The following is a 23,508-nucleotide window of genomic DNA, read 5'->3' as shown; positions in this document are numbered from 1 at the left end:
CAGTGGTTTTCCGTGAAAGAGTCACTAGCAGTCACTGGCTCACGGTCATCGACTCGGCTTCTGGCTTGCCCAGTTGTTGCGTGCAACCGATAGCATTCCAGTAAAGCCGCCGTCCCGTCCCCCCGTTTGCGGCGCGGCATCACCCGCTACGAAGGTCATCCATGCCCCACAGCCAAACCTCTGCACCTCGCGTCGGCCTCCTCGGTGGACGCCTCGCGCGCGGAGCATCGCCGTGGCTTCTGCCGACCGTCGCCACCGCCGCCATCAGCCTCGTCCGGGCTCGCAAGTCCGGACGCTGGGCGGCCGTGGCCGTGCCCACCACCGCGCTCGCGGCGGGCATGCTGTGGTTCTTCCGCGACCCCGAGCGTGAGATCACGCAGGGCCGGGTCATCTCCCCCGCCGACGGTGTGGTGCAGAGCATCATGCCGTGGAAGGACGGGCGGACCCGCGTCGCGATCTTCATGAGCCCGCTGAACGTCCACGTCAACCGCGCGCCCCTCGCGGGCACGGTGACGTCCGTGGAACACGTCCCCGGTGGATTCGTTCCGGCGTTCAACAAGGAGAGCGAGAACAACGAGCGCGTCGTCTGGCACTTCGACACCGAACTCGGCGACATCGAGATGGTGCAGATCGCCGGCGCCGTCGCCCGTCGCATCGTCCCGTACCTGCCGGCCGGCACCAAGGTGGAGCAGGGCGAACGCATCGGTCTGATCCGCTTCGGCTCCCGCGTCGACATCTACCTCCCCGAGGGCGTCGAGGTCGCGGTCGAGGTCGGACAGGCCACCACCGCGGGGGTGACCCGAATTGACCGTGACTGAACCTGAAACTCCGGCGAACCTGTCGACGCCCGCCTCCGGCTGGGTGCCGGAGGCGTCCGAGGAGGAGTCCACCGAGGACGACATGCCGCTGTCACTGCGGCTGTCGATAGCGGACACCCTCACCCTCGGCAACGCGACGTGCGGGTTCATGGCGGTGTACTTCACCACCACCGGGATCCTCATCCCGCACCTCACCGGCAGCGGCGAGTCGGGCATGGCCCGCAGCAGCGCGGCCACGGCCGTGATACTGATGCTGCTCGCCGCGGTCTTCGACCTCTTCGACGGCATCGTGGCCCGCAAGCTGCGCAGCTCGCCGATGGGCGCGGAGCTGGACAACCTGTCCGACCTGATCAGCTTCGGCCTGGCTCCGGCGTACTTCGTGCTCGTCTACGGCATGGTCGCCGATGACGCCGTGCAGAAGATGTCGGCGCTGGCGGCGATCGTGGTCCTGCTGGCGGTGGTGCTGCGCCTCGCGAGATTCAGCTGCGTGGCGATGAAGGACGGCATGTTCCAGGGCATGCCGAGCCCCTTCGGCGCGCTGACGGTCGTCTCGATCGTGCTGCTGGAGCTGCCGTTCATCCCGACCCTGCTGGCGATCGTCGGCGTGGCCTGGCTGATGGTGAGCCGGGTCGAGTACCCCAAGCCGCGGGGTGTCCTCGCGGTGGCGATGCTGAGCTGGATCGTCGCGGCGATGGGTCTGCTGGCCGCGTGGGCGTTCGACGCGCCGGGCGGCGGGCTGCTGCTCCAGACCGGCTGCGCACTGCAGATCGCTCTGGCGGCGACCATCCCGCTGTTCGCGACGACCCGTCGCGCGAACACGTTCCGCCACAACCGCCGCGAAGCGCGGGCCACCCAGGCCCCGTAGCCCCGGCTGCACGCGCACGAGAGGGCCCCCGGCCGCCACCAGGCAGCCGGGGGCCCTTCCCGCATCCAGGGGACCCTGTACCGCTGTGCGAGCCTGGAAGCCCCCGCAAGAGCCGTCCGTACCGCTGCGCGGAGCCTGGAATCAAACGCCGGCGGGGCTGGATATGGCCGGCTGCGCCCACGTGCGCTCCGACGCCGGCCACAATCCAGCCCCGCCGGCGTTTGAGGCGCGGGGTCTGGGGCGGAGACCCAGGGAACGGTGGAAGGGCGGGTAGGGGACTTCGCCCCGCGCAGCGGCAGCCGCAGCCGGGGCCGCGCCCGGCGGGTCACCTCCGCGCAGCGGGGATCCAGCGCCGGGCACCAGGAGAAAGCGCGGCCCGCGCATAAGCTTGGTGTCGGAAAACCGCCAGCCCGGGGCCCGGCCGGCCGGGAGGATGGACCCATGTACACCGACACGGAGCGTTGCGTCCGGGCCGTCCAGTCGAAGGACGCCCGCTTCGACGGCTGGTTCTTCACCGCGGTGAGGACCACCGGCATCTACTGCCGCCCGAGCTGCCCCGCCGTACCCCCCAAGGTCGAGAACATGACCTTCCTGCCCAGCGCCGCCGCCTGCCAGCAGGGCGGGTACCGGGCCTGCAAGCGGTGCCGGCCCGACACCTCCCCCGGCTCGCCCGAGTGGAACGCCCGCGCCGACGCCGTCGCCCGCGCGATGCGCCTCATCCAGGACGGGGTGGTCGACCGCGAGGGCGTCCCGGGGCTGGCCTCCCGGCTCGGGTACTCCTCCCGGCAGGTGGAGCGCCAGCTGGGCGCCGAGCTCGGCGCGGGGCCCCTCGCCCTCGCCAGGGCGCAGCGCGCGCAGACCGCCCGGCTGCTGATCGAAACCTCGGCGCTCCCGATGGGCGACGTCGCCTTCGCCGCCGGGTTCTCCTCGATCCGGACCTTCAACGACACCGTCCGCGAGGTCTTCGCCCTGGCGCCGAGCGAGCTCCGGACACGGGCGGCCGGCCGGGGTGCGGGCGGGGGTGCGGGCCCGGGGGCCGGGCCCGCCCAGGTGCCCGGCACCATCAGCCTGCGGCTCCCCTTCCGTGCCCCGCTCACCCCGGACAACCTCTTCGGCCACCTCGCCGCGACCGCCGTCCCCGGGGTCGAGGAGTGGCGGGCGGGCGGCTACCGGCGCACGCTCCGGCTCCCGTACGGCACCGGCGTCGTCGCCCTCACCCCTCAGCCCGACCACATCGGCTGCCGGCTGGCCCTCACCGATCTGCGCGACCTGACCATCGCGATCAGCCGCTGCCGGCGGCTCCTGGACCTCGACGCGGATCCCGAGGCCGTCGACGAGCAGCTGCGCGCCGACCCGCTGCTGGCCCCGCTCGTGGCCAAGGCTCCCGGCCGCCGGGTGCCGCGTACCGTCGACGCGGAGGAGTTCGCCGTACGGGCGGTCCTCGGCCAGCAGGTGTCCACCGCGGCGGCCCGCACGCACGCGGCCCGCCTGGTGCAGGCCCTCGGCGAGCCGGTGGCCGACCCCGATCCCGAGGGCGGGCTGACCCACCTGTTCCCCACCTCACAGGCCCTGGCCGGGCTGGACCCGGAGTCCCTGGCGCTGCCGCGCAGCCGGCGGACCACCTTCACCACGCTCGTCTCGGCCCTCGCCGACGGCTCGCTCCCGCTCGGCATCGACAGCGACTGGGAGGCCGCCCGCGCACGGCTGGGCGCGCTGCCCGGCTTCGGTCCGTGGACCACCGAGATCATCGCGATGCGGGCCCTGGGCGACCCGGACGCCTTCATCCCGGCCGATCTGGGGATCCGGCGGGCCGCGAAGGGGCTCGGGCTGCCCTCGACACCCGTGGCGCTGACGGCCCGCGCGGCGCACTGGCGGCCCTGGCGCGCGTACGCCGTGCAGTACCTGTGGGCCACCGAGGACCACGCGATCAACGTCCTGCCCGCCTGACCTCCCCCGTCCGACGTCCGAGGAGCACGAACCACCATGAGCAGCAGCGCGAGCAGCACGAGCACCACCAAGCAGCACACCGTCGTGGACAGCCCCTACGGGCCGCTCACCCTCGTCGCCGCCGACGGGGTCCTCTGCGGGCTCTACATGACCGGGCAGCGCCACCGCCCGGCCGAGGAGGCCTTCGGGGAGCGCGTAGCGGCCGGTGAGGCCCCCTTCCCGGAGGTGGTGCGGCAACTGACCGCGTACTTCGCCGGCGAGCTCACCGCGTTCGACCTGCCGGTCCGGCTGGAGGGCACCGAGTTCCAGCGCAGCGTGTGGGAGCAGCTCGTACGGATCCCCTACGGGCAGACCTGGTCCTACGGGGAACTGGCCGCCGAGCTCGGCAAGCCCAACGCCTCGCGCGCGGTGGGGCTGGCCAACGGCAAGAACCCGGTCGGCATCATCGTCCCGTGCCACCGCGTCATCGGGGCGTCCGGCTCCATGACCGGCTACGGCGGCGGCATCAACCGCAAGGTGCGCCTGCTGGCCTTCGAGTCCGGGGCCGAGCAGCTCTAGTCACGCGCTCTACTCGGGCCTACTCGGGCCTGCAGTGGCGCACGATGGATTCGATCACGTCGTCCAGTCCCGGCCCGGCGGCCTCGGGGGGCAGCACACCGCTCGCGGCGAGACCGATGTAACCGTGCAGCGGCGCGAAGACCGTCAGCGTGACGCGCTCCAGCGGCCCCTGGCGCACCTCGCCCCGGAGCTGCCCGTGGCGGACCAGTTCGAGGAACTGGGCGCCCCAGCGGTGGGCGGCCGTCCCCAGCGCCGTGGACGCCTCGGGGCTGTGCTTGGCCGAGAACATCAGGTCGAGCAGCGCGGCATTGTCCGTGGCGAAGCCGACGTAGGTGCGGGCCACGGCGTCCAGTTGCTCGGCGAACGTCTCGCCCGCTTCGTCCCGGGCGGTGTCGATGGCCTCGACGAGCCGCTCGAAGCCACCCAGCGCCAGGGCGTCCAGCAGGGCCTGTTTGGTCTTGAAGTGGCGGCTGGGGGCGCCCGGGCTCACGCCGAGGTCGCGGGCCAGTTCCCGTAGGGACAGGGCGCCCGATCCCCGCTCGCGCACCGCCTGCTCGGCCCGGTCGAGGAGGGCGGCGGCGAGATCTCCGTGGTGGTACGGGCGCTTCTCCGCAATCCGCGCAAGGGCGAGGCCGCGATCACCGGGATCCGGCGGACGGTCCCCGGGGCGGACGTATCGCTCCACGCCCTCGGCCTGTCCTCGCTCGACTCCGTCGCCGCCCTCGGCGAGACCCTGCGGGGAGACGGACGCCCGATCCACATCCTCGTCAACAACGCCGGCGTGATGACCCCGCCCGACCGGCAGACGACCGCCGACGGGTTCGAGCTGCAGTTCGGCACCAACCACCTCGGCCACTTCGCCCTGGTGGCGCACATGCTGCCACTGCTGCGCGCCGGACGCGCACGCGTGACCTCGCAGATCAGCGTCGCCGCGAACAGCAACGCCATCAACTGGCCGGACCTGAACTGGGAGCGCTCGTACAAGGGCGGTCACGCCTACAGCCAGTCGAAGATCGCGTTCGGGCTCTTCGGCCTCGAACTCGACCGGCGCAGCCGGGCCGGCGGCTGGGGCATCACGAGCAACCTCTCCCACCCCGGCGTCGCCCCGACCAGCCTGCTCGCCGCACGCCCCGAACTCGGCCGGGACAAGGACACCATCGGCGTGCGGCTCATCCGCGCCCTGTCCGCCCGCGGCATCCTGCTCGGGACCGTCGAGACCGCGAAGCTCCCGGCCCTCCACGCCGCCACGGCAGCCGACGCGCAGGGCGCCCGCTTCTACGGGCCGAGCGGCCCTGGACATCTCGGCGGCCCCCTGCCGAGCAGAAGCTCTACTCCCGCCTTCGCGGCGCCGAGGACGCCCGGCGCATCTGGGAAGCCTCCGAAGACCTGACGAAGGTCTCCTTCCCCACCGGCTGAGGGGCCGTACGCGCTCGCGCGGACCCTAACCGGCCCGCGGTGCGATCGCTTCGAGGTCGGTGACCGTGCCGGACATGACGGCACGGATGTGCTCGGTGAGGTGCTCCACCGGCCAGTCCCACCAGGCGAGGGCGAGCAGGCGGGCGACGTCCTCGCCGGTGTGGCGGGTACGGATGAGGGTGGCGGGGTTGCCGCCGACGATCCCGTAGTCGGGGACGTCGTCCACGACCACGGCGCCGGCGGCGATGATCGCGCCGTGCCCGATGCGCACCCCGGGCATGACCATGGCGTTGTAGCCGAACCAGACGTCGTTGCCCACGACGGTGTCGCCCCGGCCCGGCAGGCCGGCGAGCAGGTCGAAGTGCTCGGCCCAGGAGCCGCCCATGATGGGGAAGGGGAACGTCGAGGGGCCGTCCATGCGGTGGTTGGCGCCGTTCATGACGAAGCGCACCCCGGTGCCCAGCGCGCAGAACTTCCCGATGACCAGCTTCTCCGGCCCGTAGTGGTAGAGCACGTTGCGGGTCTCGAAGGCGGTGGGGTCGTCCGGGTCGTCGTAGTAGGAGTACTCCCCCACCTCGATCAGCGGCGAGGTCACCAGCGGCTTCAGCAGGACCACGCGCGGCTGGTCGGGAAACGGGTGGAGCACCGTCGGGTCCGCGGGGAGGGCGTTCACGGCTAGATGACCACCAGGGGGACCAGCAGCGCGAAAGCGGCGCCCGCCTCGACCGCGTAGCCGTAGAGGGACGGGTGCTGGACGGGGGCCGCGAGCAGGACCACGCTCGCCTGGGCGGCGGCCGCTCCCACCCAGTCGGCGTCGGCGCCGAGGCCGCCCTGGTACCAGCCCTCGCAGGAGCCGGGGCCGGTGACGGCGAGGACGTCGTCCTCGCGGCGGTAGAAGGCCTGCCAGCCCTCGGCCGGCACGGACCAGGCCTCGAAGTCGGTGAACTGGGCCCAGCCGCCGTCACGGATCGCGGTGTCGAACATCCAGACCGGCACCCCGTCGGGAGTGACCTCGCCGCTCTCCTGCTGGTCGGTGGTGAAGTGGACCATGGGCAGGGCGTCGGGCCCGTCGGCAGTACTGGGCCAGGCGTACATCGTGATCATCTGCTGAATTCTGTCCTGCTCGGTGTAGGCGCGGAATAACGAGCGGAGCGGTCTACGAGGCCTGCGTCCGGCGGCCGTTCTCCAGCTCGGCGGCGCCCTCGCCGGACCGCAGCACCCGGTACGCCTCTTCGGTGCGCAGGCCCAGGGATCCGAGCAGATACTCCGTCAGCTCGGCCGGCTCCACCAGCCGCCACGAGAGCAGCTCCTCCTCCTGGAGCTTGATGGAGGCGAGCTGCGCGGCGTCGAGCACGCCGCCGTCGTAGAGGTAGGCGACGAGCGGGGGCCGGTCCGGGCCGATCGACCAGTCGACGGCGAGCAGCCGGCCGAGCGGTACGTCGATGCCGATCTCCTCGGCGCTCTCGCGGCGGGCGGCCGTCCGCGGGGACTCCCCGGTGTCCGACTCGATGGTGCCGCCCGGAAGGGCCCAGCCCTCCCGGTAGTTGGGCTCGACGAGGAGCACCCGCCCTTCGTCGTCCCGGAAGAGCGCGGCGGCGCCGGCCAGCACCCGGGGCAGGCTCGCGATGTAGGTGGCGTAGTCATCCGTGGTGGTCACTCCGCCACCCTACCCAGCCGCCCCGGGCCCGCGGTGATCACGCTTCCGGGGTGGGGCCTCCGCCGGTGCCGGCGCCGGTGCCGCCGCCCGCACCGTCCTCGCGGTCGCGGTTCCTCGACTCCGCCACGCGGCGCAGGCGGGGGTGGCGGGCCGGGCCCTGTTCGGTGATGGCGTCGCCGACCATGGCCTTGACCGCGTCCCGGAGTCCGTGCAGGGCGTGGTGGCGGACGGGTCCCGCGCCCGGGTCCTCCCGCAGCTCCTTCACCAGGGCCCAGCACAGGACCATCATCACGACCACGAACGGCAGCGCGACCAGGATGGTGGCCGTCTGGAGGGACTTCAGGCCGCCCGCGACGAGGAGGACGGCGGCCACGGAGGCCATCAGCACGCCCCAGGTGACCACGAGCCAGGTCGGCGGGTGCAGGGAGCCGCGGCTGGTGAGGGAGCCCATGACGAGGGAGGCGGAGTCGGCGCTGGTGACGAAGTACGTCATCACCAGGAGCATCGCGATCCACGAGGTGACCGTGCCGAGCGGGAGCGCGTCGAGCATCGCGAAGAGCGAGGCCTCGGTGCCCTCCTTGGCCTTGGCGGCCATGTCGGCGACGCCGGTGGAGTCGAGGCGGATCGCGGTGCCGCCCATGACGCAGAACCAGACGACGGTGGCACCGCTGGGCACCAGGAGCACGCCGATGAGGAACTCGCGGATGGTGCGGCCGCGCGAGATGCGGGCGATGAAGGTGCCGACGAAGGGCGCCCAGGAGAGCCACCACGCCCAGTAGAAGATCGTCCACGCGCCGAGCCACTCGCTGTCGGTGAAGGCGCCGGTGCGGGTGGCCATCGGGAGCAGGTCGTGCAGGTAGCTGCCGACGCTCGCCGGGATCACGTCGAGGATGTAGACGGTCGGGCCGAGGACGAAGACGAAGGTCATCAGGGCCGCGGCGAGCACGATGTTGATCGTGCTGAGCCATTTGACGCCCTTGTGCAGGCCGGAGAAGGCGGAGAGCACGAAGGCCGCGGACAGGGATCCGATGATGATCAGCTCGACCGTGGTCGAGTCCTCGATCCCCGTCGTGATGTTGAGGCCCTTGGCGACCTGGAGGGCGCCGAGGCCGAGGCTGGTGGCGGTGCCGAAGACGGTCGCGAAGACGGCGAGCAGGTCGATGGCCTTGCCGGGCCAGCCGTCGGCCCGCTCCTGGCCCATGAGGGGGACGAAGGCGGAGCTGAGGCGGTTGCCGCGGCCCTTGCGGAAGGTCGCGTAGGCGAGGGCGAGGCCGGCGATGCCGTAGATCGCCCAGGGGGTGAGGGTCCAGTGGAAGAAGGAGTAGTCGAGCGAGGCGCGGGCGGCGTCGCCGGTGCCGGGGGCCGCGCCGGAGGCCGGGGGCGGGTTCAGGTAGTGGGTGAGCGGCTCGCCCACCCCGTAGAACATCAGACCGATTCCCATGCCCGCGCTGAACATCATCGCGATCCACGCGAGGTTCGTGAACTCCGGCTCCGAGTCGTCCTTGCCGAGGCGGATCCGGCCGAAGCGGCTGATCGCGAGCACGACGCACATGACGAGGAACACATCCGCGGCGATCACGAAGAGCCACGCGAAGTTGCTCAGCACCCAGGCCAGCGCGGTGCTCGACGCCGAGTCGAAGGAACTCTTCCCGAGGGCCGCCCAGGCGACCACGGCCAGGACGGAGACCACCCCGATGACGACGACGGTGCGGTCGGGAGTCCCGTCGGTGCCGCCCTCAGGGCCCTCGGACCCGCCACCTGGGGAATCCGGACGTGGCTGTTCCAGTGAATCCGTGCTCATGCGGCCACACTATGCAGGCGTATATCCCTATTTAGGGGCATGCCGCGCCGGGTGTGGCCCAGGCCACGCATGGGCATAGGAGGATCCTCCGGATAGGCTCATGGGTGGCGCGACTGCACTGTTCGATAGCAAGGGATTAGCAAGGTGACGGACGGAGCAGTAACTGAGACCGCGCGCGTGCTCATCGCCGCGGACAAATTCAAGGGCTCGCTCACGGCCGTTCAGGTCGCGGAGCGGGTGACGGCCGGCCTTCGCAAGGCCGTACCGGGCGTGGAGATCGAGACCCTCCCCGTCGCGGACGGCGGCGACGGTACGGTCGCGGCCGCCGTGGCGGCCGGTTTCGAACGCCGGGAGGTACGGGTCACCGGACCGCTCGGTGACCAGGTCACGGCCGCTTTCGCGCTGCGCGAGGGCACCGCGGTGGTCGAGATGGCGGAGGCCTCCGGGCTCCAGCTGCTGCCGGCGGGTGTCTTCGCCCCGCTGACGGCGACCACCTACGGCTCCGGCGAACTGCTGAAGGCCGCACTCGACGCGGGAGCGCGCTCGATCGTCTTCGGTGTGGGCGGCAGCGCCACCACCGACGGCGGCGCGGGCATGCTGGCCGCGCTGGGCGCGGTGTTCCTGGATGCGAACGGTGAACCCGTCGGTCCGGGCGGCGGCGCGCTGGCCGGTCTGGCCTCGGCCGACCTGTCGGGCATCGACCCCCGCATCAAGGAGGTCGACTTCGTCCTGGCGAGCGACGTGGACAACCCGCTGACGGGTCCGAAGGGCGCTCCGGCGGTCTACGGCCCGCAGAAGGGGGCGTCGCCCGAGGACGTGGCGACGCTGGACGCGGCGCTGGCGCACTTCGCGGTGGTCCTGGAGAAGTCGATCGGCTCCCTGGCCGCCGAGGCGGCGGTTTCGCCCGGCGCGGGCGGAGCGGGCGGCATCGGCTACGGGGCGCTGCTGCTCGGCGCGTCGTTCCGTCCCGGCATCGAGCTGATGCTCGAGGTGCTCGGCTTCGCGCCGGCGCTGGAGCGGGCCACGCTGGTCATCACGGGCGAGGGTTCGCTGGACGAGCAGACCCTGCACGGCAAGGCTCCGGCCGGTGTCGCGGCGGCGGCCCGGGCGGCGGGCAAGCCCGTCGTCGCGGTCTGCGGCCGCCTGCTGCTCACGCAGGAGGCCCTCCAGGCCGCCGGCATCCAGCGGGCCTACCCGCTCACGGACCTCGAGCCGGACCCGGCGGTGAGCATCCCGAACGCGGGGCCGCTGCTGGAGCGGGTGGCGGAGAGCATCGCGGCCGACGTCCTCTGACGAGGCGTCCGCCCTGTCCGGCGGCCCGGATCCCCTGACGGGGGGTCCGGGCCGTCGGCGCGTGCGGGGCCGGCCTCGGGGCCTGGCCGGCTCACCGCCTGGCTGCCTGGCCGGCTCGGCCGAGGCCCGGAGGGATGTCCCCTACCCGCCCTTCCACCGTTCCCCGGGCTGCGCCCGGACCCCCCTGGGGCTCCGCCCCAGACCCCGGTCCTCAAACGCCGGACGGCTGAAAGGGCTCAAACGCCGGACGGGCTGGAAATGCCGCGGGTCGCCGCGAGCAGTCCGGCGGTGGTGACGATCCGGGCGAAGCCGCCGCCCTGGAGGTTGACCGCGGTGGCGGTGGCGAGCTGGTCGGCCGTCAGCCGGGGTGCGTCCGGGCCGGGTTCGGCCGCCAGGTCGAAGGTGTGCGTGGCGTCGAGCGGCACGAGGACCTCGTAGCCCAGGTTCCCTGCCATCCGGGCGGTGGTCTCGACGCACATGTTGGTCTGGATGCCGGCGACGACGAGCTGTCCGACGCCCTGGGCGGTGAGCCAGTCGGCGAGGTCCGGGGTGCCGTAGAAGGAGGAGTTCACCGACTTGGTGACGTGCAGGGCGGCCCCGCCGGCCCGCTCGGCGACGAAGTCCTTGAAGGCGTAACCGGGCTGGTCCGGCGCGAGGACGGAGCCGGCGGTGCGGGAGGCGTGCTGCACGAGCACGACCGGGCGGCCGGTCTCCTGCCAAGCGTCCATCAGTGCGGCGATGTTCCCCTCGGCGGCCGGGTTGTTGCGCGGCCCCCAGAAGTCGGGGTCGTCGAAGCCCTGTTGGACATCGATGACCAGCAGGGCGCTGTTCGCGGCGATCTCGATGTCCGTCGTGGTGGTGGTCGTGGGCGTGGTCTCGGCCGGGGTCGCGGTCTCGTTCGTCATGCCCTCATCCTGGGCGGCCCGTCCCCCTCGAACCAGTACCGCCCGGTCCCCGAACCGATGGGATCCCGCCAACGTGGCAGTCCGGGCCCGGCTCGCTTCGGAGTCCGGCCCAGCCCCAGGTCGGAGGCCTCGCGGCGGCATCTGCCGGGGGCTCGGCCCTCCCCTTCGGCCGGGGCTCCGTGGCAGACTCACGGCCATGCACCGCGTCGCGATCGTCGCCCAGCCCGGCATCCGCGCTTTCGACCTGGCCGTCATCACCGAGGTCTGGGGGCACGACCGCGGCCATCTCGGGGTACCGGCCTTCGAGCTGCGCCGGTGCGCCCTCGACCCCGGCCCGATCCCGCTCCCCGGCGGGCTGTCCCTGGCTCCCGACCGCGGGCTCGACTGGCTCGCCGGCGCCGACCTCGTCGTGGTCCCCGCGCTGGACCGGCCCTCCGACCGGACGCCCGAGCGGGTCCTCGCCGCCCTGCGGGACGCCCACGCCCGGGGCATCCCGGTGGCCGCCCTGTGCGCCGGCGCCTTCATCCTCGCCGAGGCCGGTCTGCTGGCGGGCCGCCGGGCCGTGACCCACTGGTCGCTGGCCCCCGCGCTGGCCGGCCGATACCCCGCCGTGCGCGTCGAGGAGGCCCCGCTCTACGTCGGGGACGAGGGGCTGTGGACCTCCGCCGGGGTCGCCTCCGGCATCGACCTCTGCCTGCACCTGGTCCGCGAGGCGCACGGCTCCGAGGCGGCGGCCGCCATCGCCCGCTCGATGGTGACCGGCCCGTTCCGCACCGGCGAGCACGCCCAGTACCTGGACCGCCCGACCCCGGTCGCCGACCGGACCGCCGAGGCGCTGGCCGTCGTACGGGAGCGGGCGCTCGGGCGGCTGCACGAGGCGCTGGACGTGGCCACCCTGGCCCGGTGGGCCGGGATGTCCCCGCGTTCCTTCGCCCGGCACTTCGCCGCGTCGACCGGCACCACCCCCCACAAATGGCTCCTGGGCCACCGGCTGGACGAAGCCCGCAAACTGCTGGAGCGCACCGATCATCCGGTCACCGAGGTGGCCCGCCGGGCCGGATTCGCCAGCGAGGTCACCTTCCGCCAGCACTTCACCTCGTACGTCGGCACCAGCCCCCGGGCGTACCGTGCGGCCGCTACCGCACCAGGAGCCCCGGGACCTCCCCCAAACCCCGCCGACAGTGTTAGAAATGGCTCATGACCGGACGTTTTGGCCTAGCCAGGGGCTCCGAGGGAGCGCCCGAGGACAGGCCCCCGCCCGAGGACGGGTCCCCACCCGGAATCGGGCCCGGACACTCCCGGCTGTTCGCACACCTCTCGCTCGGCGCCCGGAGCGTCGCCGGCCAGGTCTTCGCCCTCCAGGCCGTCCTCGTACTGGTGCTGATCACGGCCGCCGCCACGGCACTGTTCTTCCAGGCCCGGTACGACAGCCAGCGCGACGCCCGCAACCGCTCCCTCGCCGCCGCCGAGGCCTTCGCGCACGCCCCCGGCCTGCCGGCGGCCCTGGAGTCCGCCGATCCCACCGCCGCGCTCCAGCCGCTGGCCGAGGGCGCTCGCCGGGCCTCCGGCCTCGATTTCATCGCCGTCATGACCACCGACGGGATCCGGTACACCGACTCCCGCCCGGAGCTCATCGGCCAGCGCGCCACCGGCGACCTCTCCCGCGCCGTGGCCGGGCAGGCCTTCACCGAGACGTTCGAGGGGAAGCCCAGCGACGTGGTCCGCGCCGTGGTCCCCGTACGGGACTCCGCGGGCGCGGTGGTCGGCCTGGTCGCCACCGGCATCGAGGTCGAGAACGTCGGCGACGTGGTCGAGGCCCAGCTTCCCCTGCTCCTCGGCGCGGCCACCGGCGCCCTGCTCCTCGGCACCGGCGGCGCGGCCCTCGTCAGCCGCCGGCTGCGGCGCCAGACCCGGGGCCTCGGCGAGGCCGAGATGACCCGGATGAACGAACACCACGAAGCGGTTCTGCACGCCGTCCGCGAGGGCGTCCTGATCATCGACGCCGGCGGCCGGCTGATGCTCGCCAACGACGAGGCCCGCCGCCTCCTCGACCTGCCCGCCGACGCCGAGCAGCGGCACGTGGGCGAGCTCGGCCTCGATCCGCCCACGGCCGCGCTGCTGGCCTCCGGGCGGGCCGCCACCGACGAGGTCCACCGGGCGGGCGACCGGCTCCTCGCCGTGAACGTACGCCCGACCAAGCCCTACGGGGGCCGCCCGTCCGGCACCGTGACCACCCTGCGCGACTCCACGGAGCTCGCCGCGCTCTCCGGCCGGGCCGCGGTCGCCCGTGACCGCCTCCAGCTGCTCTACGACGCCGGCGTGCGCATCGGGACCACCCTGGACGTGGTGCGCACCGCCGAGGAGCTCTCCGAGGTCGCGGTCCCGCGGTTCGCGGACTTCGTCACCGTCGAGCTGCTGGAGCCGGTGCTGCGCGGCGAGGAGCCCGGCGGCAGCGCGCACACCGAGATGCACCGGGCCGCCATCAGCGGGATCCGCGTCGACTCCCCGCTCCAGCCGGTGGGCGACGTCATCCGCTTCGTGGTGCCGACCGCGCCGATGGCGGCGGCCCTGGACGCCGGGCGGGCGGTGCTCGCGGCCGATCTGAACCGCGCCTTCGGCTGGCGGGCCCAGGACCACGACGGCACCCGGGTGGCCCTGGACTACGGGCTGCACTCGCTGATCTCCGTACCGCTCCAGGCCCGCGGGGTGGTCCTCGGCATGGCCAACTTCTGGCGGGCCGACACCCCCGAGCCCTTCGACGAGGAAGACCTGTCCTTCGCCGAGGAGCTGGCGGCGCGGGCCGCGGTCTCCATCGACAACGCCCGCCGCTTCACCCGCGAGCACGCGGTGGCGGTGACCCTCCAGCGCAGCCTGCTGCCGCGGGTGCTGCCCGATCTGAGCGCCGTGGACGTCGCCTTCCGGTACCTGCCCGCGAAGGCGGGGGTGGGCGGGGACTGGTTCGACGTGATCCCGCTCGCCGGGACCCGGGTCGCGCTGGTCGTCGGCGACGTGGTGGGGCACGGGGTGCACGCGGCCGCCACCATGGGCCGGCTGCGGACCGCCGTGCACAACTTCTCCACGCTCGACATGCCGCCCGACGAGCTGCTGGGCCACCTCGACGAGCTGATCGACCGGATCGACCAGGACGAGTCCTCGGCCGACGAGGGTTCCGGGGAGGGCGAGTCCTCGGGCGTCACCGGCGCCACCTGCCTCTATGCGGTGTACGACCCGGTGTCCGGCCACTGCGCCATGGCCAGCGCGGGCCACCCCGGCCCGGCGCTGGTCGGGCCCGAGGGCCGGGTGGAGTACCCCGAGCTGCCGATCGGGCTGCCGCTGGGCGTCGGCGGGATGCCCTTCGAGGCCGTGGAGCTGCAGCTGCCCGAGGCGAGCCGGCTCGTGCTGTTCACCGACGGGCTGCTGGAGGACCGCGACCGGGACTTCGACACCGGCCTCGCCCTGCTGACCGAGGCCCTGTCCCGGGCGGGCCGCAGCCCCGACCAGGCCTGCGCCGACGTACTGGCCGCGCTGCTGTTCCCGGCGCCGAGCGATGACATCGCCCTGCTCATCGCCGACACCCGGCGGCTGCCGGCCGAGCAGATCGCGGAGTGGGAGGTGCTCCCGGACCCCTCGGACGTGTCCCGGGTCCGCCGCGCGGGCTCCGCGCAGCTCACTGCGTGGGGTCTGGGGGACGTCACCTTCACGGCCGAGCTCATCCTCAGCGAGCTGATCACCAACGCCATCCGCTACGGGACCCCGCCGATCCGGGTCCGGCTGCTCCGCGACCGCACCCTGATCTGCGAGATCTCCGACGGCAGCAGCACCTCGCCGCACCTGCGGTACGCGGCCACGACCGACGAGGGCGGGCGCGGCCTGTTCCTCGTGGCCCAGTACGCGGAGCGCTGGGGCACCCGCTACACGGACCGCGGCAAGGTGATCTGGGCGGAACTCCCCCTGACGGGCGCGGCGGAGCCGGCACCCCCGGCCGTGGTGGACCTGGAGGCCCTGGAGGACCTGGCCTGGTAGCGGGAGGGCGCTGCGCGGCGGCCCCCCGCCCGGCTCAGAGCCGGGCGGCCAGCCGGGCCTTCGCCTCCGGCCATTCGTCGGCCAGCAGGGAGAAGTACACGCTGTCGCGCCAGGTGCCGTCCGGGCGTCGGCGGTGGCGGCGCAGGACGCCCTCGCGCCGCGCCCCGAGGCGGGCGATCGCGGCCTGGGAGCGTGTGTTGAGGTGGTCCGTCTTGAGCTGGACCCGGCCCATGCCGAGGTCTTCGAAGGCGTGGGTGAGCAGGAGCAGCTTGGACTCGGTGTTGACGGCGCTGCGCCAGTACGCGCGCCCGTACCAGGTCCAGCCGATCTCCAGGCGTTCGTCGGCCGCGTCGATGTCCATGTACGTGGTCCAGCCGACGGCCCGGCCGCTTTCGAGGTGGACGACGGCGAAGGGCACGTACACGCCGCGCTCCGCGTCCTCCAGCAGGGAGTCGAGCGTGGCGCCCAGCTCCTCCTGCGACCGCGGCGCGCCGCCCACCCACCGCCAGACCTCCTCGTCGCCGCCACCGGCCGCGTACAGGTCGGGGAGGTGGCTCCTGGTCAGCGGCTCCAGGCGGACGTGGCGGCCGGTGAGCGTGAGGGGGGACGGCGACTTGGCAGACATGGAAGAGAAAGATAATCGCCCTTTGTGCTAGATACAAGATCTCATTGCACTAGTGCATTCAAAGGGTCCGGGCCAGCAGCACCGCCACGTCGTCCTGCGGGGCCTCCGGGAGGAGTCGTGCCAGGATCGTGTCGCACAGGGCCTCCAGTGGCTCCCCCGCGCCCCTCAGGGCGCCCGCCAGCCCCGCCATGCCCTCGTCCAGGTCCCGCTCCCGGGATTCGATGAGGCCGTCCGTGTAGAGCACCAGCAGGCTGCCCGGCGCGAGCCGGACCTCCTCCGTGCGGAACTCCCGTCCGCCCGTGCCGAGCGGGGTTCCGGGCGGGCCGTCCAGGAAGGTCACGGTTCCGGCGGCCGTGACCACGGCCGGCGGCGGGTGGCCGGCCCGGGCGATGACGCAGGCGCCCGTCACCGGGTCGTGGACGGCGTAGACGCACGTGGCCATCTCGTCCTCGCCGAGGTCGGCCACCACCGCGTCCAGCGAGCGGAGCATCTGCTCCGGGGTCACCTGATGCCGCGCCAGGGTCCGTACCGCGGTGCGCAGTTGCCCCATGACCGCGGCCGCGTGGATGCCGTGGCCCATCACGTCGCCGATCACCAGGCCGGTCCGGCCGTCCGGCAGCTCGATGACGTCGAACCAGTCCCCGCCGACGTCGTGGTCGCTGGCCGGCAGGTAGCGGCCGGTCAGCTCCAGGCCGGCCACCTCGGGCAGCGCGTTGTTGGTGAGGCTGCGCTGCAGGGTCAGGGCCGCCGCGCGCTGGGTGGTGTACATCCGGGCGTTGTCGATGTTCAGGGCCGCCCGGGCCACCACCTCGTCGATCAGTACGCAGTCCTCGTGGTCGAAGACCTCGCGCCCGCGCACCCGGGTCACCACGACCACCCCGAGCACCCGGCCGCGGGCCACCAGCGGGACCATCCGGGCGCAGCCGAGGGTGGCCAGGTAGGCGCGCAGCGCGGCCGCGCGCGGATCCCTGATCAGGGCCGGGATGTCGGCGGTGAAGAGGTTCATCGCCACGCCCTCGGTGATGACCTGCTCGTACGCGGTGCCCGCCGGGATCTGGAAGGTCTGCCCGGCGGTCAGTTTGGCGGTGGGCGCTCCCGGGTCCGGGAAGAGGGAGGCCAGACGGCGCAGCACGCCCCGGGTGGACGCGCCGGCCTCGTCCGGGTCCAGTACGGCTTCCAGGAGCTGTACGTCGGCCGAGTCCGCGAGCCGCGGTACCAGCACCTCCACGATCTCCTGGGCCGTCTGCCCCAGGTCCAGCGTGGTGCCGATGCGGGTACCGGCCTCCGCGAGCAGGGCGAAGCGGCTGCGCGCCCGCTCCGCCTCCGCCTGGGCGCGCTGCCCGTCGGTGATGTCGATGAGGGAGGCGATCAGGCCGAGCCGCCGCCCGGAGCCGTCCAGCAGCGGGGCGTAGGAGCAGGACCAGGTCCGGTCGTGGTCGGGGTCGGCGGGGGTGCGGCCGGTACGGCGGACGTCCACGACGGCGGAGCCGCACTCCAGCACCTTGCGCATGAGCCGTTCGAGCGCGGCGGCGTTCACCCCGGGCACGACCTCGGTGAGCCGTTTGCCGACGTGCTCGGCGGCGGACACCCCGTTCATCCGGGCGAGGGCGTCGTTCACGCGCAGGAAGCGCAGGTCCGGGCCGAGGGTGCCCAGGCCGATCGGCGACTGGGTGAACAGGCTCTGCAGCGCGGCGAGCGAATCGCGCATCCGCAGGACCTCGGAGGTCTCCACGGCGATGAGCATGGAACCGGTGCGCCCCTGCTGGTCGGGGGCGGGCAGGATCCACATCTCCATCGCGACCTGGTGTCCGTCGCGGTGGCGCACGGGCAGGGTGCCGACGACGGTCTCCCCGGCCTGGACCCGCCGGGTCAGCTGCTCGGCGAGCTCGTGGTTGGCGTCGGGGACGAGCACGTCGGAGCCCGGCCGGCCGAGAATGTCCTCGGGGCGGTGGCCGAGCAGGTCCTGGGCGGCCAGCGACCACTCGACGACCAGCCCGTCGGCGTCCTCCCGCCACAGGGCGATCGGCAGCAGCTCGGTCAGTACGCCCGCGTACCCGACAGCAGCCACCGGCTGGTCCGGTACCTCGCTCGTCTCCTGGTACGTGTCCAATGTGCCGACCTCACCCCAGGGGGCCCGATTCCTACCGATTCACCCTATCCGAGCCTTCGCTGACCGGCGCTGTGTCGGGCCCGGCCAGGCCCTGCGGGGCGTGTCCCCTATCCGCCCTTCGCCCGTTCCCCGGGCTCTGCCCGGACCCGGTCCTCAACGCCGGACGGGCTGGAAGATCCAGCCTCGCCGGCGTTTGAGGCGCGGGGTCTGGGGCGGAGCCCCAGGGAACGGTGGAAGGGCGGGTAGGGGACTCCGCCCCGCAGGGGCCGTCCGTTACTCCCAGTCGTCCCAGGGCGGGTCCATCTCCTCGTCCTCCGGACCGAAGAGCGACTCCCCCTCCGGCGGGGCCGGACTCCTGCGCGCCGGCACGGCAACCTCCGGGGCCGGGGCCGGAGCCGGAGCCGGGATGGCCGCCGGGGCCACAGGCTCCGCGCCCACGGACTCGGCGGCCGCCGTCGGGGCGGCGTCGGACCCGCCCAGGGTCCGCAGGATGCCCTCGGCGTACTTGGCGAGCTTCGCCTCGCCGACACCGTTGACCGTGCCCAGCTCCGCGACCGTCGCGGGCAGCCGCGTCGCGATCTCCCGCAGCGTCGCGTCGTGGAAGACGACGTACGCCGGTACGCCCTGCTCCCGCGCGGTCTCGGCGCGCCACGCGCGGAGGGACTCGAACACCGGCACGGCGGCCGCCGGCAGGTCGACCGGTACCCGGCCGCCCTTCCCGGAGCGCGATCCGCCGGACTCCCTGCGGGACGCCCCGGCCGCCGGCGCCGTCTCCTTGCGCATCGGAACGTTCCGGCGGCCGCCCAGCACCTCGCCGCTGGCCTCGGTCAGCACCAGCGTGCCGTAGTCGCCCTCCACCTCCAGCAGTCCGAGCGCCAGCAGCTGCCGTACGACCCCGCGCCATTCGGTCGTGCCCAGGTCGGCTCCGATGCCGAACACCGAGAGCCCGTCGTGGTCGAACTGGATGACCTTGGCCGTCTTCTTGCCCTGCAGGATGTCGATGATCTGGCCGGCGCCGAACTTCTGCCGGCGCTCCTTGGCCAGCCGCCACACCGTCGACAGCAGCTTCTGCGCCGCGACCGTCCCGTCCCAGGACTCGGCCGGCGTCAGGCAGGTGTCGCAGTTCCCGCAGTCCGGGGCACCCGTCTGCCCGAAGTACGCCAGCAGCCGCACCCGGCGGCAGCCGACCGTCTCGCACAGCGCGAGCATCGCCTCCAGGTGTCCGGCCAGCGCGCGGCGGTGCGCTTCGTCGCCCTCGGAGCCCTCGATCATCTTGCGCTGCTGCACCACGTCCTGGAGCCCGTACGCCAGCCAGGCCGTGGCGGGCTCCCCGTCGCGGCCGGCGCGGCCGGTCTCCTGGTAGTAGCCCTCGACCGATTTGGGCAGGTCGAGGTGGGCCACGAAGCGCACGTCCGGCTTGTCGATGCCCATGCCGAACGCGATCGTGGCCACCACCACGACCCCGTCCTCCCGCAGGAACTTCGACTGGTTCGCCGCGCGCGTCCGGGAGTCCATGCCCGCGTGGTAGGGAACGGCGTCGATGCCCTGCTCGGCCAGGGCGGCCGCCGTCTTCTCCACCGAGGCCCGCGAGAGGCAGTAGACGACTCCGGCGTCCCCGGGGTGCTCGGTGCGGATCAGCTCCAGCAGCTGCTTGACCGGGTTGTTCTTCGCCACGATCCGGTACTGGATGTTCGGCCGGTCGAAGCCGGCCACGAAGTGGCGGGCCTCCTCCAGGCCGAGGCGCGCCGCGATCTCGGCGTGCGTGGCCTCGGTGGCCGTCGCGGTGAGCGCGATCCGGGGCACCTTCGGCCAGCGCTCGTGCAGCATGGACAGCGCGAGGTAGTCGGGCCGGAAATCGTGGCCCCACTGGGCGACGCAGTGCGCCTCGTCGATGGCGAAGAGCGAGACCGTGCCCCGGTCGAGCAGCCGCTGCGTCCCCTCGGTGCGCAGCCGCTCGGGCGCCAGGTAGAGCAGGTCGAGCTCGCCGGCGATGAAGGCCTGCTCGACCGCGCGACGGTCGTCGGACAGCTGCGTCGAATTGAGGAACCCGGCCCGCACCCCGAGCGCGTTGAGAGCGTCCACCTGGTCCTGCATGAGCGCGATCAGCGGGGAGATCACCACTCCGGTACCCGCTCTGACCAGCGCCGGAATCTGGTAGCAGAGCGATTTGCCGCCGCCGGTGGGCATCAGCACCAGCGCGTCGCCGCCGCCGGCGACGTGCTCGATGATCTGTTGCTGCTCGCCGCGGAACGAGTCGTACCCGAAGACGCGGTGGAGCACCTGCTGGGCGTCGGGGATCTCGACGGCTGCTTCCGAAGGGGTCATCCCAGAAGCCTAGCGACCTCCTCGGACACTTCCGCCCGGATCCCCCCGGCCCTGTGGATATCCGGGAAGGACCCCACGGCCCCGCACGCGGCGGCGCGGCCGGGCACCTCGACGGCCCGACCGGTGCCACAGTAGGACGTCTCCCGTATCTCCCGGCCTCCGAGAGGAACACGCGATGTGGCAGCCCGACGGGTGGGACGTGCGCGTCCGCCTCGGCGTCCTCACCCCGCACGCCGATGTCGGCCCCGAGTCGGAGCTGCGCGCCATGGCTCCGGCCGACGTGGGCCTGCACGCCGCCCGGGTGCCGTTCCGCGCGATGGGGCGCGGCGGTGCGATGGACGCCACCATCCCGCTCGCCCCCGTACGGGCCTTCGCCGAGGCCCCGCACGTGGACGAGGCCGCCGAGCTGCTGGCCGCCGCCCCGGTGTCGGTGATCGCCTACGCCTTCACCAGCTCCGCCTACGTCATCGGCCCGCGCGGGGAGGGGTACATGCTGGACCGGCTGCGCGAGCGCACCCACGGGCTGCCCGTGGTCGCCACCTGCGCCGCCACCGTCGAGGCGCTGCGGGCGCTGGAGGCCGGCCGGCTCGCCCTGGTGGACCCGCCGTGGTTCGACGAGACGCTGAGCGACCTGGGCCGGGGCTACTACGAGGACGCCGGCTTCGAGGTCCCGTACGCCGCCCCCTGCGGCCTCCCCAGCGGGCAGACCCTCATCGGGCCGCGGGCCCTGCACGACTGGGTGGCGGCGCACGTCCCCGACACGGCGGACGCCGTCGTCATCGGCGGCAACGGCTTCCGCGCCGTCGGCGCGATCGCGGCCCTGGAGGCCACCCTGGGCCGCCCGGTCCTGACCGCGAACCAGACCCTCCTCTGGGCGGCCCTGCGCGCCGCGGCCACCCCGACCACCCCGATCACGGCCTACGGCCGGCTGTTCTCGGTCGCCTAGGCCGGACCGAGGACGGCCCCACCGGCCGGACTCCGATTCGGCCTCTGGCCTCCGAGATCCGTGGAGACAACGCATGAGTGATGTAGGTATCGGCACCGGCAAAGTGGTCGTGAACCGGGCGATGTCGCTGGACGGCTTCATCGCCGGTCCTGGCCATGCGATGGACTGGATCGCCGAGTACGTGTCTGCGGACGCGTTCCCGGAGGTCATGGCGGCCACGGGCGCCATGCTCGTCGGCCGGGGCACGTACGAGGTCGCCAAGCGTATGGCCGCCCAGGACACCGCCTACGACGGGGGACCACAGTTCGTCCTCACCCACAGGCCTCCCGACGAGCCTGACCCCACCGTCACCTTCCTGACCTGTGGACTCGAGGAGGCCGTTGCCACGGCACGCAGCGCAGCGGGCGGCAAGAACCTGGAGATCCTCGGTGCCGACGTGGCCGCCCAGTGCCTGCAGCGCGGGCTCGTCGACGAGATCCTGGTGTACGTCCTGCCGGTGCTCCTGGGCGACGGCGTCCGCTTCTCGCCCCCGAGCCTCGACAGGATCGACCTGGAACCGTTCAGCAACACCCAGTCGGGCGCCGTCACGATGCTCCGCTTCCGGGTGCGGAAGCAGGCGCGTCCCTCCATCGGCTAGGGCGTGTCCGCGGCGGGCTGCCCACCACGGTGCACCTCGCCGCGGCTGTGAACCAATCGTTCCAAGAAGGGCAGCACACCGCGCAGGTCGTCGCCTTCCACCGCGAAGGTTGCCGCCTTCCGCGCCCCCGCGGAGGCGTTGAACGCCACGCTCAGCCCGACGGACGCGAACGGGGGCAGGTCGGATCGACTGTCACCGATCGCCCCGCACGCGCCGGGTTCCACTCCGAAGGCTCCCGCCTGCATGAGCGCATGCCAGGGTCGTCAGCACGGGTACCAGCGCGTGCCGGCGACACCAGGCCACGGTCTCCGCGATGCCCATGACCAGAGGGAGCCCGTCGAGCCAACCACGAACCTACTCCTCGGTAACCCCCGCCCACCCTGCAGCGTCCGGTTCCGAGACCTGCCGGTTGTCCACGACGCCGGCGGCATACACGTCCGGCTTCGGCCAACTCGTCGTGATGCCGCGACCCCACGGTCGCACCTGCCTTCGGTCAACCCTTTGCCGAGGAACCGATGGGCAAGCTAAGTTCGCCCGAGCCGTCCGTGTCGTTCCGGACCGGCACCGTCGACGAGGAGGTGTGGAGCACATGCGCACGAGTGCCCAGCAGGTGAGCCCGCGTACTGACCTTTGCCACCTCCTCACGACGGAGACACCTTGTCGCTTCGCATCACCCCGCTGACCGACCCCGCTCACGGGGCGCACAGCCGACGCCTTGCATGGCTGGCATCCGACGCCGATTCCATCCCCGTTGGGACGGCCTTTCTGCGCCTGTTCGACGGCGGACAAGAGCACCTGGCCGAACTGACCCTCCACGTCCATCCCACGGAGCGCCGCGAGGGCGTCGGCTCCAGACTCCTCGACACCGCCGTGGCCGCCGCCCGGGACAACGCCCGACGCTGCGTCAGCGCGCAGGCCGAGGCCGGATCGCCCGGCCATCACTTCCTGTCGGCCCACGGCTTCCGCAAGGTGCTCACCTTGAGGTTCGCCCGCTTGCCACTGGCCGACGTGGACCCCACCGCCCTCGCCGAGATCATCGAGCGTCCGCACCCCGGCTACCGGCTGGCGTCATGGCGGGGAACCGTCCCCGACGACCTCGCCCGGACGTTCGCCGCCTCACGCCGCGCCATGGACGACATGCCCATGGAAGACACCGACCACGGCACCGTGGCCTGGGACGTGGACCGGGTCCGGGCCGCGGCGAAGGCCGTTCACGACCGCGGAGACCAGCTGCACACGGTCGTCGCCATCGACACGACCGACGACTCGATCGCCGGCTTCACGGAACTCGTCGTCCCCGGCAACGGCACGGGTGACGGCCGGCACTACGGCACCGGCGTACTGCCCGAGCACCGCGGACACGGCCTCGGCCGATGGATGAAGGCCGAGTCGATCCGACAAGCCCACAAGAGCCATCCAGACCTCGGCGGCCTCCTGACCGACACCGCCGACAGCAACACGCACATGAGACGCATCAGCGACAGCCTCGACTACGTGCCCACACACACGACAGTCCAGTACCAGCTCGACCTGTAGCGACGAGCGGACGACGGGCCGGACCTGGACATCACCTGGTCCGGCC

At 72.9% G+C, this 23,508-nt stretch carries 20 protein-coding genes and 1 pseudogene; 11 read left to right on the top strand and 10 right to left on the bottom strand.

Annotated features, from left to right (window positions below):
* Nucleotides 1-161: 161 nt before the first annotated feature.
* From AC061S_RS09410 to AC061S_RS09395, 4 genes are all read left to right on the top strand, one after another.
* Nucleotides 162-818 carry a phosphatidylserine decarboxylase gene (locus AC061S_RS09410; protein WP_385367471.1) on the top strand — a complete coding sequence of 219 codons (657 nt, stop codon included), beginning with the start codon at nucleotides 162-164 and terminating at the stop codon, nucleotides 816-818.
* A gap of 82 nt (nucleotides 819-900) precedes the next feature.
* Nucleotides 901-1,683 carry a CDP-diacylglycerol--serine O-phosphatidyltransferase gene (pssA, locus tag AC061S_RS09405; protein ID WP_266912559.1) on the top strand — a complete coding sequence of 261 codons (783 nt, stop codon included), beginning with the start codon at nucleotides 901-903 and terminating at the stop codon, nucleotides 1,681-1,683.
* 441 nt (nucleotides 1,684-2,124) lie between these two features.
* Nucleotides 2,125-3,630, top strand: coding sequence for an AlkA N-terminal domain-containing protein (locus AC061S_RS09400; protein WP_478685388.1), 1,506 nt, complete (start codon nucleotides 2,125-2,127; stop codon nucleotides 3,628-3,630).
* Between the two features lie 36 nt (nucleotides 3,631-3,666).
* Nucleotides 3,667-4,188, top strand: coding sequence for a methylated-DNA--[protein]-cysteine S-methyltransferase (locus AC061S_RS09395; RefSeq protein WP_478685387.1), 522 nt, complete (start codon nucleotides 3,667-3,669; stop codon nucleotides 4,186-4,188).
* Between the two features lie 19 nt (nucleotides 4,189-4,207).
* Here the strand turns inward: AC061S_RS09395 and AC061S_RS09390 are convergent, their stop codons facing one another.
* The gene (locus tag AC061S_RS09390) at nucleotides 4,208-4,804 is read right to left on the bottom strand and encodes a TetR/AcrR family transcriptional regulator (protein ID WP_478685461.1); all 597 of its coding nucleotides are present in this window, start codon (nucleotides 4,802-4,804) and stop codon (nucleotides 4,208-4,210) included.
* Between AC061S_RS09390 and AC061S_RS09385 the strand changes: the two are divergent.
* Nucleotides 4,799-5,604 (top strand): annotated as a pseudogene (locus AC061S_RS09385) (SDR family oxidoreductase); the annotation flags it as partial. The gene AC061S_RS09390 and the pseudogene AC061S_RS09385 overlap by 6 nt on opposite strands.
* A 25-nt stretch (nucleotides 5,605-5,629) precedes the next feature.
* Here AC061S_RS09385 and AC061S_RS09380 read toward each other — a convergent pair.
* Genes AC061S_RS09380 through AC061S_RS09365 form a run of 4 tightly spaced genes read right to left on the bottom strand, consistent with a single transcriptional unit; the run spans nucleotide 5,630 to nucleotide 9,062 of the window.
* On the bottom strand, nucleotides 5,630-6,277 hold the full coding sequence (locus AC061S_RS09380; protein WP_478685386.1) for a CatB-related O-acetyltransferase: 648 nt from the start codon (nucleotides 6,275-6,277) through the stop codon (nucleotides 5,630-5,632).
* A gap of 2 nt (nucleotides 6,278-6,279) precedes the next feature.
* Nucleotides 6,280-6,708: a hypothetical protein gene (locus AC061S_RS09375; RefSeq protein WP_478685385.1), complete on the bottom strand. Its 429-nt coding sequence runs from the start codon at nucleotides 6,706-6,708 to the stop codon at nucleotides 6,280-6,282.
* A 52-nt stretch (nucleotides 6,709-6,760) separates the two neighbouring features.
* Nucleotides 6,761-7,261, bottom strand: coding sequence for an NUDIX domain-containing protein (locus AC061S_RS09370; RefSeq protein ID WP_478685384.1), 501 nt, complete (start codon nucleotides 7,259-7,261; stop codon nucleotides 6,761-6,763).
* 37 nt (nucleotides 7,262-7,298) lie between these two features.
* On the bottom strand, nucleotides 7,299-9,062 hold the full coding sequence (locus tag AC061S_RS09365) for a BCCT family transporter (protein ID WP_478685383.1): 1,764 nt from the start codon (nucleotides 9,060-9,062) through the stop codon (nucleotides 7,299-7,301).
* A gap of 144 nt (nucleotides 9,063-9,206) precedes the next feature.
* On the opposite strand from AC061S_RS09365, the gene AC061S_RS09360 reads away from it, so the two are divergent.
* Nucleotides 9,207-10,355 carry a glycerate kinase gene (locus tag AC061S_RS09360; protein WP_267040303.1) on the top strand — a complete coding sequence of 383 codons (1,149 nt, stop codon included), beginning with the start codon at nucleotides 9,207-9,209 and terminating at the stop codon, nucleotides 10,353-10,355.
* 236 nt (nucleotides 10,356-10,591) lie between these two features.
* On the opposite strand, the gene AC061S_RS09355 is transcribed toward AC061S_RS09360, so the two are convergent.
* Nucleotides 10,592-11,260 carry a cysteine hydrolase family protein gene (locus AC061S_RS09355; RefSeq protein WP_478685382.1) on the bottom strand — a complete coding sequence of 223 codons (669 nt, stop codon included), beginning with the start codon at nucleotides 11,258-11,260 and terminating at the stop codon, nucleotides 10,592-10,594.
* Between the two features lie 196 nt (nucleotides 11,261-11,456).
* On the opposite strand from AC061S_RS09355, the gene AC061S_RS09350 reads away from it, so the two are divergent.
* Nucleotides 11,457-12,461 carry a GlxA family transcriptional regulator gene (locus AC061S_RS09350; protein ID WP_478685381.1) on the top strand — a complete coding sequence of 335 codons (1,005 nt, stop codon included), beginning with the start codon at nucleotides 11,457-11,459 and terminating at the stop codon, nucleotides 12,459-12,461.
* Complete coding sequence (locus tag AC061S_RS09345; RefSeq protein ID WP_478685380.1) at nucleotides 12,458-15,283, top strand: SpoIIE family protein phosphatase; 2,826 nt, start codon at nucleotides 12,458-12,460, stop codon at nucleotides 15,281-15,283. The genes AC061S_RS09350 and AC061S_RS09345 overlap by 4 nt, the downstream gene beginning before the upstream one ends.
* 34 nt (nucleotides 15,284-15,317) lie before the next feature.
* Here AC061S_RS09345 and AC061S_RS09340 read toward each other — a convergent pair whose 3' ends face one another.
* The 3 genes from AC061S_RS09340 to recQ all read right to left on the bottom strand — a co-directional run bounded on the left by AC061S_RS09340 (nucleotide 15,318) and on the right by recQ (nucleotide 20,343).
* Nucleotides 15,318-15,908 (bottom strand): GNAT family N-acetyltransferase, encoded by a 591-nt coding sequence (locus AC061S_RS09340; RefSeq protein ID WP_478685379.1) that lies wholly within the window; start codon nucleotides 15,906-15,908, stop codon nucleotides 15,318-15,320.
* Between the two features lie 58 nt (nucleotides 15,909-15,966).
* Nucleotides 15,967-18,018: a SpoIIE family protein phosphatase gene (locus AC061S_RS09335; protein ID WP_478685378.1), complete on the bottom strand. Its 2,052-nt coding sequence runs from the start codon at nucleotides 18,016-18,018 to the stop codon at nucleotides 15,967-15,969.
* A 273-nt stretch (nucleotides 18,019-18,291) separates the two neighbouring features.
* On the bottom strand, nucleotides 18,292-20,343 hold the full coding sequence (gene recQ / locus AC061S_RS09330; protein WP_478685377.1) for a DNA helicase RecQ: 2,052 nt from the start codon (nucleotides 20,341-20,343) through the stop codon (nucleotides 18,292-18,294).
* 175 nt (nucleotides 20,344-20,518) lie between these two features.
* Between recQ and AC061S_RS09325 the strand changes: the two genes are divergently transcribed.
* A complete protein-coding gene (locus AC061S_RS09325) occupies nucleotides 20,519-21,289 on the top strand; it encodes a maleate cis-trans isomerase family protein (protein ID WP_478685376.1) in 771 nt (256 codons plus the stop codon).
* A gap of 73 nt (nucleotides 21,290-21,362) precedes the next feature.
* A complete protein-coding gene (locus AC061S_RS09320; protein ID WP_478685375.1) occupies nucleotides 21,363-21,926 on the top strand; it encodes a dihydrofolate reductase family protein in 564 nt (187 codons plus the stop codon).
* On the opposite strand, the gene AC061S_RS09315 is transcribed toward AC061S_RS09320, so the two are convergent.
* Nucleotides 21,923-22,171, bottom strand: a complete 249-nt coding sequence (locus AC061S_RS09315) for a hypothetical protein (RefSeq protein ID WP_478685374.1) — start codon at nucleotides 22,169-22,171, stop codon at nucleotides 21,923-21,925. The genes AC061S_RS09320 and AC061S_RS09315 overlap by 4 nt on opposite strands.
* 412 nt (nucleotides 22,172-22,583) lie before the next feature.
* Here AC061S_RS09315 and AC061S_RS09310 point away from each other — a divergent pair, with 412 nt between their 5' ends.
* Complete coding sequence (locus AC061S_RS09310; protein ID WP_478685373.1) at nucleotides 22,584-23,462, top strand: GNAT family N-acetyltransferase; 879 nt, start codon at nucleotides 22,584-22,586, stop codon at nucleotides 23,460-23,462.
* Nucleotides 23,463-23,508: the final 46 nt, after the last annotated feature.

This window comes from Streptomyces sp. CA189 (assembly GCF_056428985.1).
This window is presented reverse-complemented; position numbering and strand designations above follow the sequence as displayed.

Bases quoted from the DNA above. Each gene is read 5' to 3' on its own strand.
- AC061S_RS09410 (WP_385367471.1), top strand. From the start codon at position 162: ATGCCCCACAGCCAAACCTCTGCACCTCGCGTCGGCCTCCTCGGTGGA.
- pssA (WP_266912559.1), top strand. From the start codon at position 901: ATGCCGCTGTCACTGCGGCTGTCGATAGCGGACACCCTCACCCTCGGC.
- AC061S_RS09400 (WP_478685388.1), top strand. From the start codon at position 2,125: ATGTACACCGACACGGAGCGTTGCGTCCGGGCCGTCCAGTCGAAGGAC.
- AC061S_RS09395 (WP_478685387.1), top strand. From the start codon at position 3,667: ATGAGCAGCAGCGCGAGCAGCACGAGCACCACCAAGCAGCACACCGTC.
- AC061S_RS09375 (WP_478685385.1), bottom strand. From the start codon at position 6,708: ATGATCACGATGTACGCCTGGCCCAGTACTGCCGACGGGCCCGACGCC.
- AC061S_RS09365 (WP_478685383.1), bottom strand. From the start codon at position 9,062: ATGAGCACGGATTCACTGGAACAGCCACGTCCGGATTCCCCAGGTGGC.
- AC061S_RS09355 (WP_478685382.1), bottom strand. From the start codon at position 11,260: ATGACGAACGAGACCGCGACCCCGGCCGAGACCACGCCCACGACCACC.
- AC061S_RS09350 (WP_478685381.1), top strand. From the start codon at position 11,457: ATGCACCGCGTCGCGATCGTCGCCCAGCCCGGCATCCGCGCTTTCGAC.
- AC061S_RS09345 (WP_478685380.1), top strand. From the start codon at position 12,458: ATGACCGGACGTTTTGGCCTAGCCAGGGGCTCCGAGGGAGCGCCCGAG.
- AC061S_RS09340 (WP_478685379.1), bottom strand. From the start codon at position 15,908: ATGTCTGCCAAGTCGCCGTCCCCCCTCACGCTCACCGGCCGCCACGTC.
- recQ (WP_478685377.1), bottom strand. From the start codon at position 20,343: ATGACCCCTTCGGAAGCAGCCGTCGAGATCCCCGACGCCCAGCAGGTG.
- AC061S_RS09325 (WP_478685376.1), top strand. From the start codon at position 20,519: ATGTGGCAGCCCGACGGGTGGGACGTGCGCGTCCGCCTCGGCGTCCTC.
- AC061S_RS09320 (WP_478685375.1), top strand. From the start codon at position 21,363: ATGAGTGATGTAGGTATCGGCACCGGCAAAGTGGTCGTGAACCGGGCG.
- AC061S_RS09315 (WP_478685374.1), bottom strand. From the start codon at position 22,171: ATGCAGGCGGGAGCCTTCGGAGTGGAACCCGGCGCGTGCGGGGCGATC.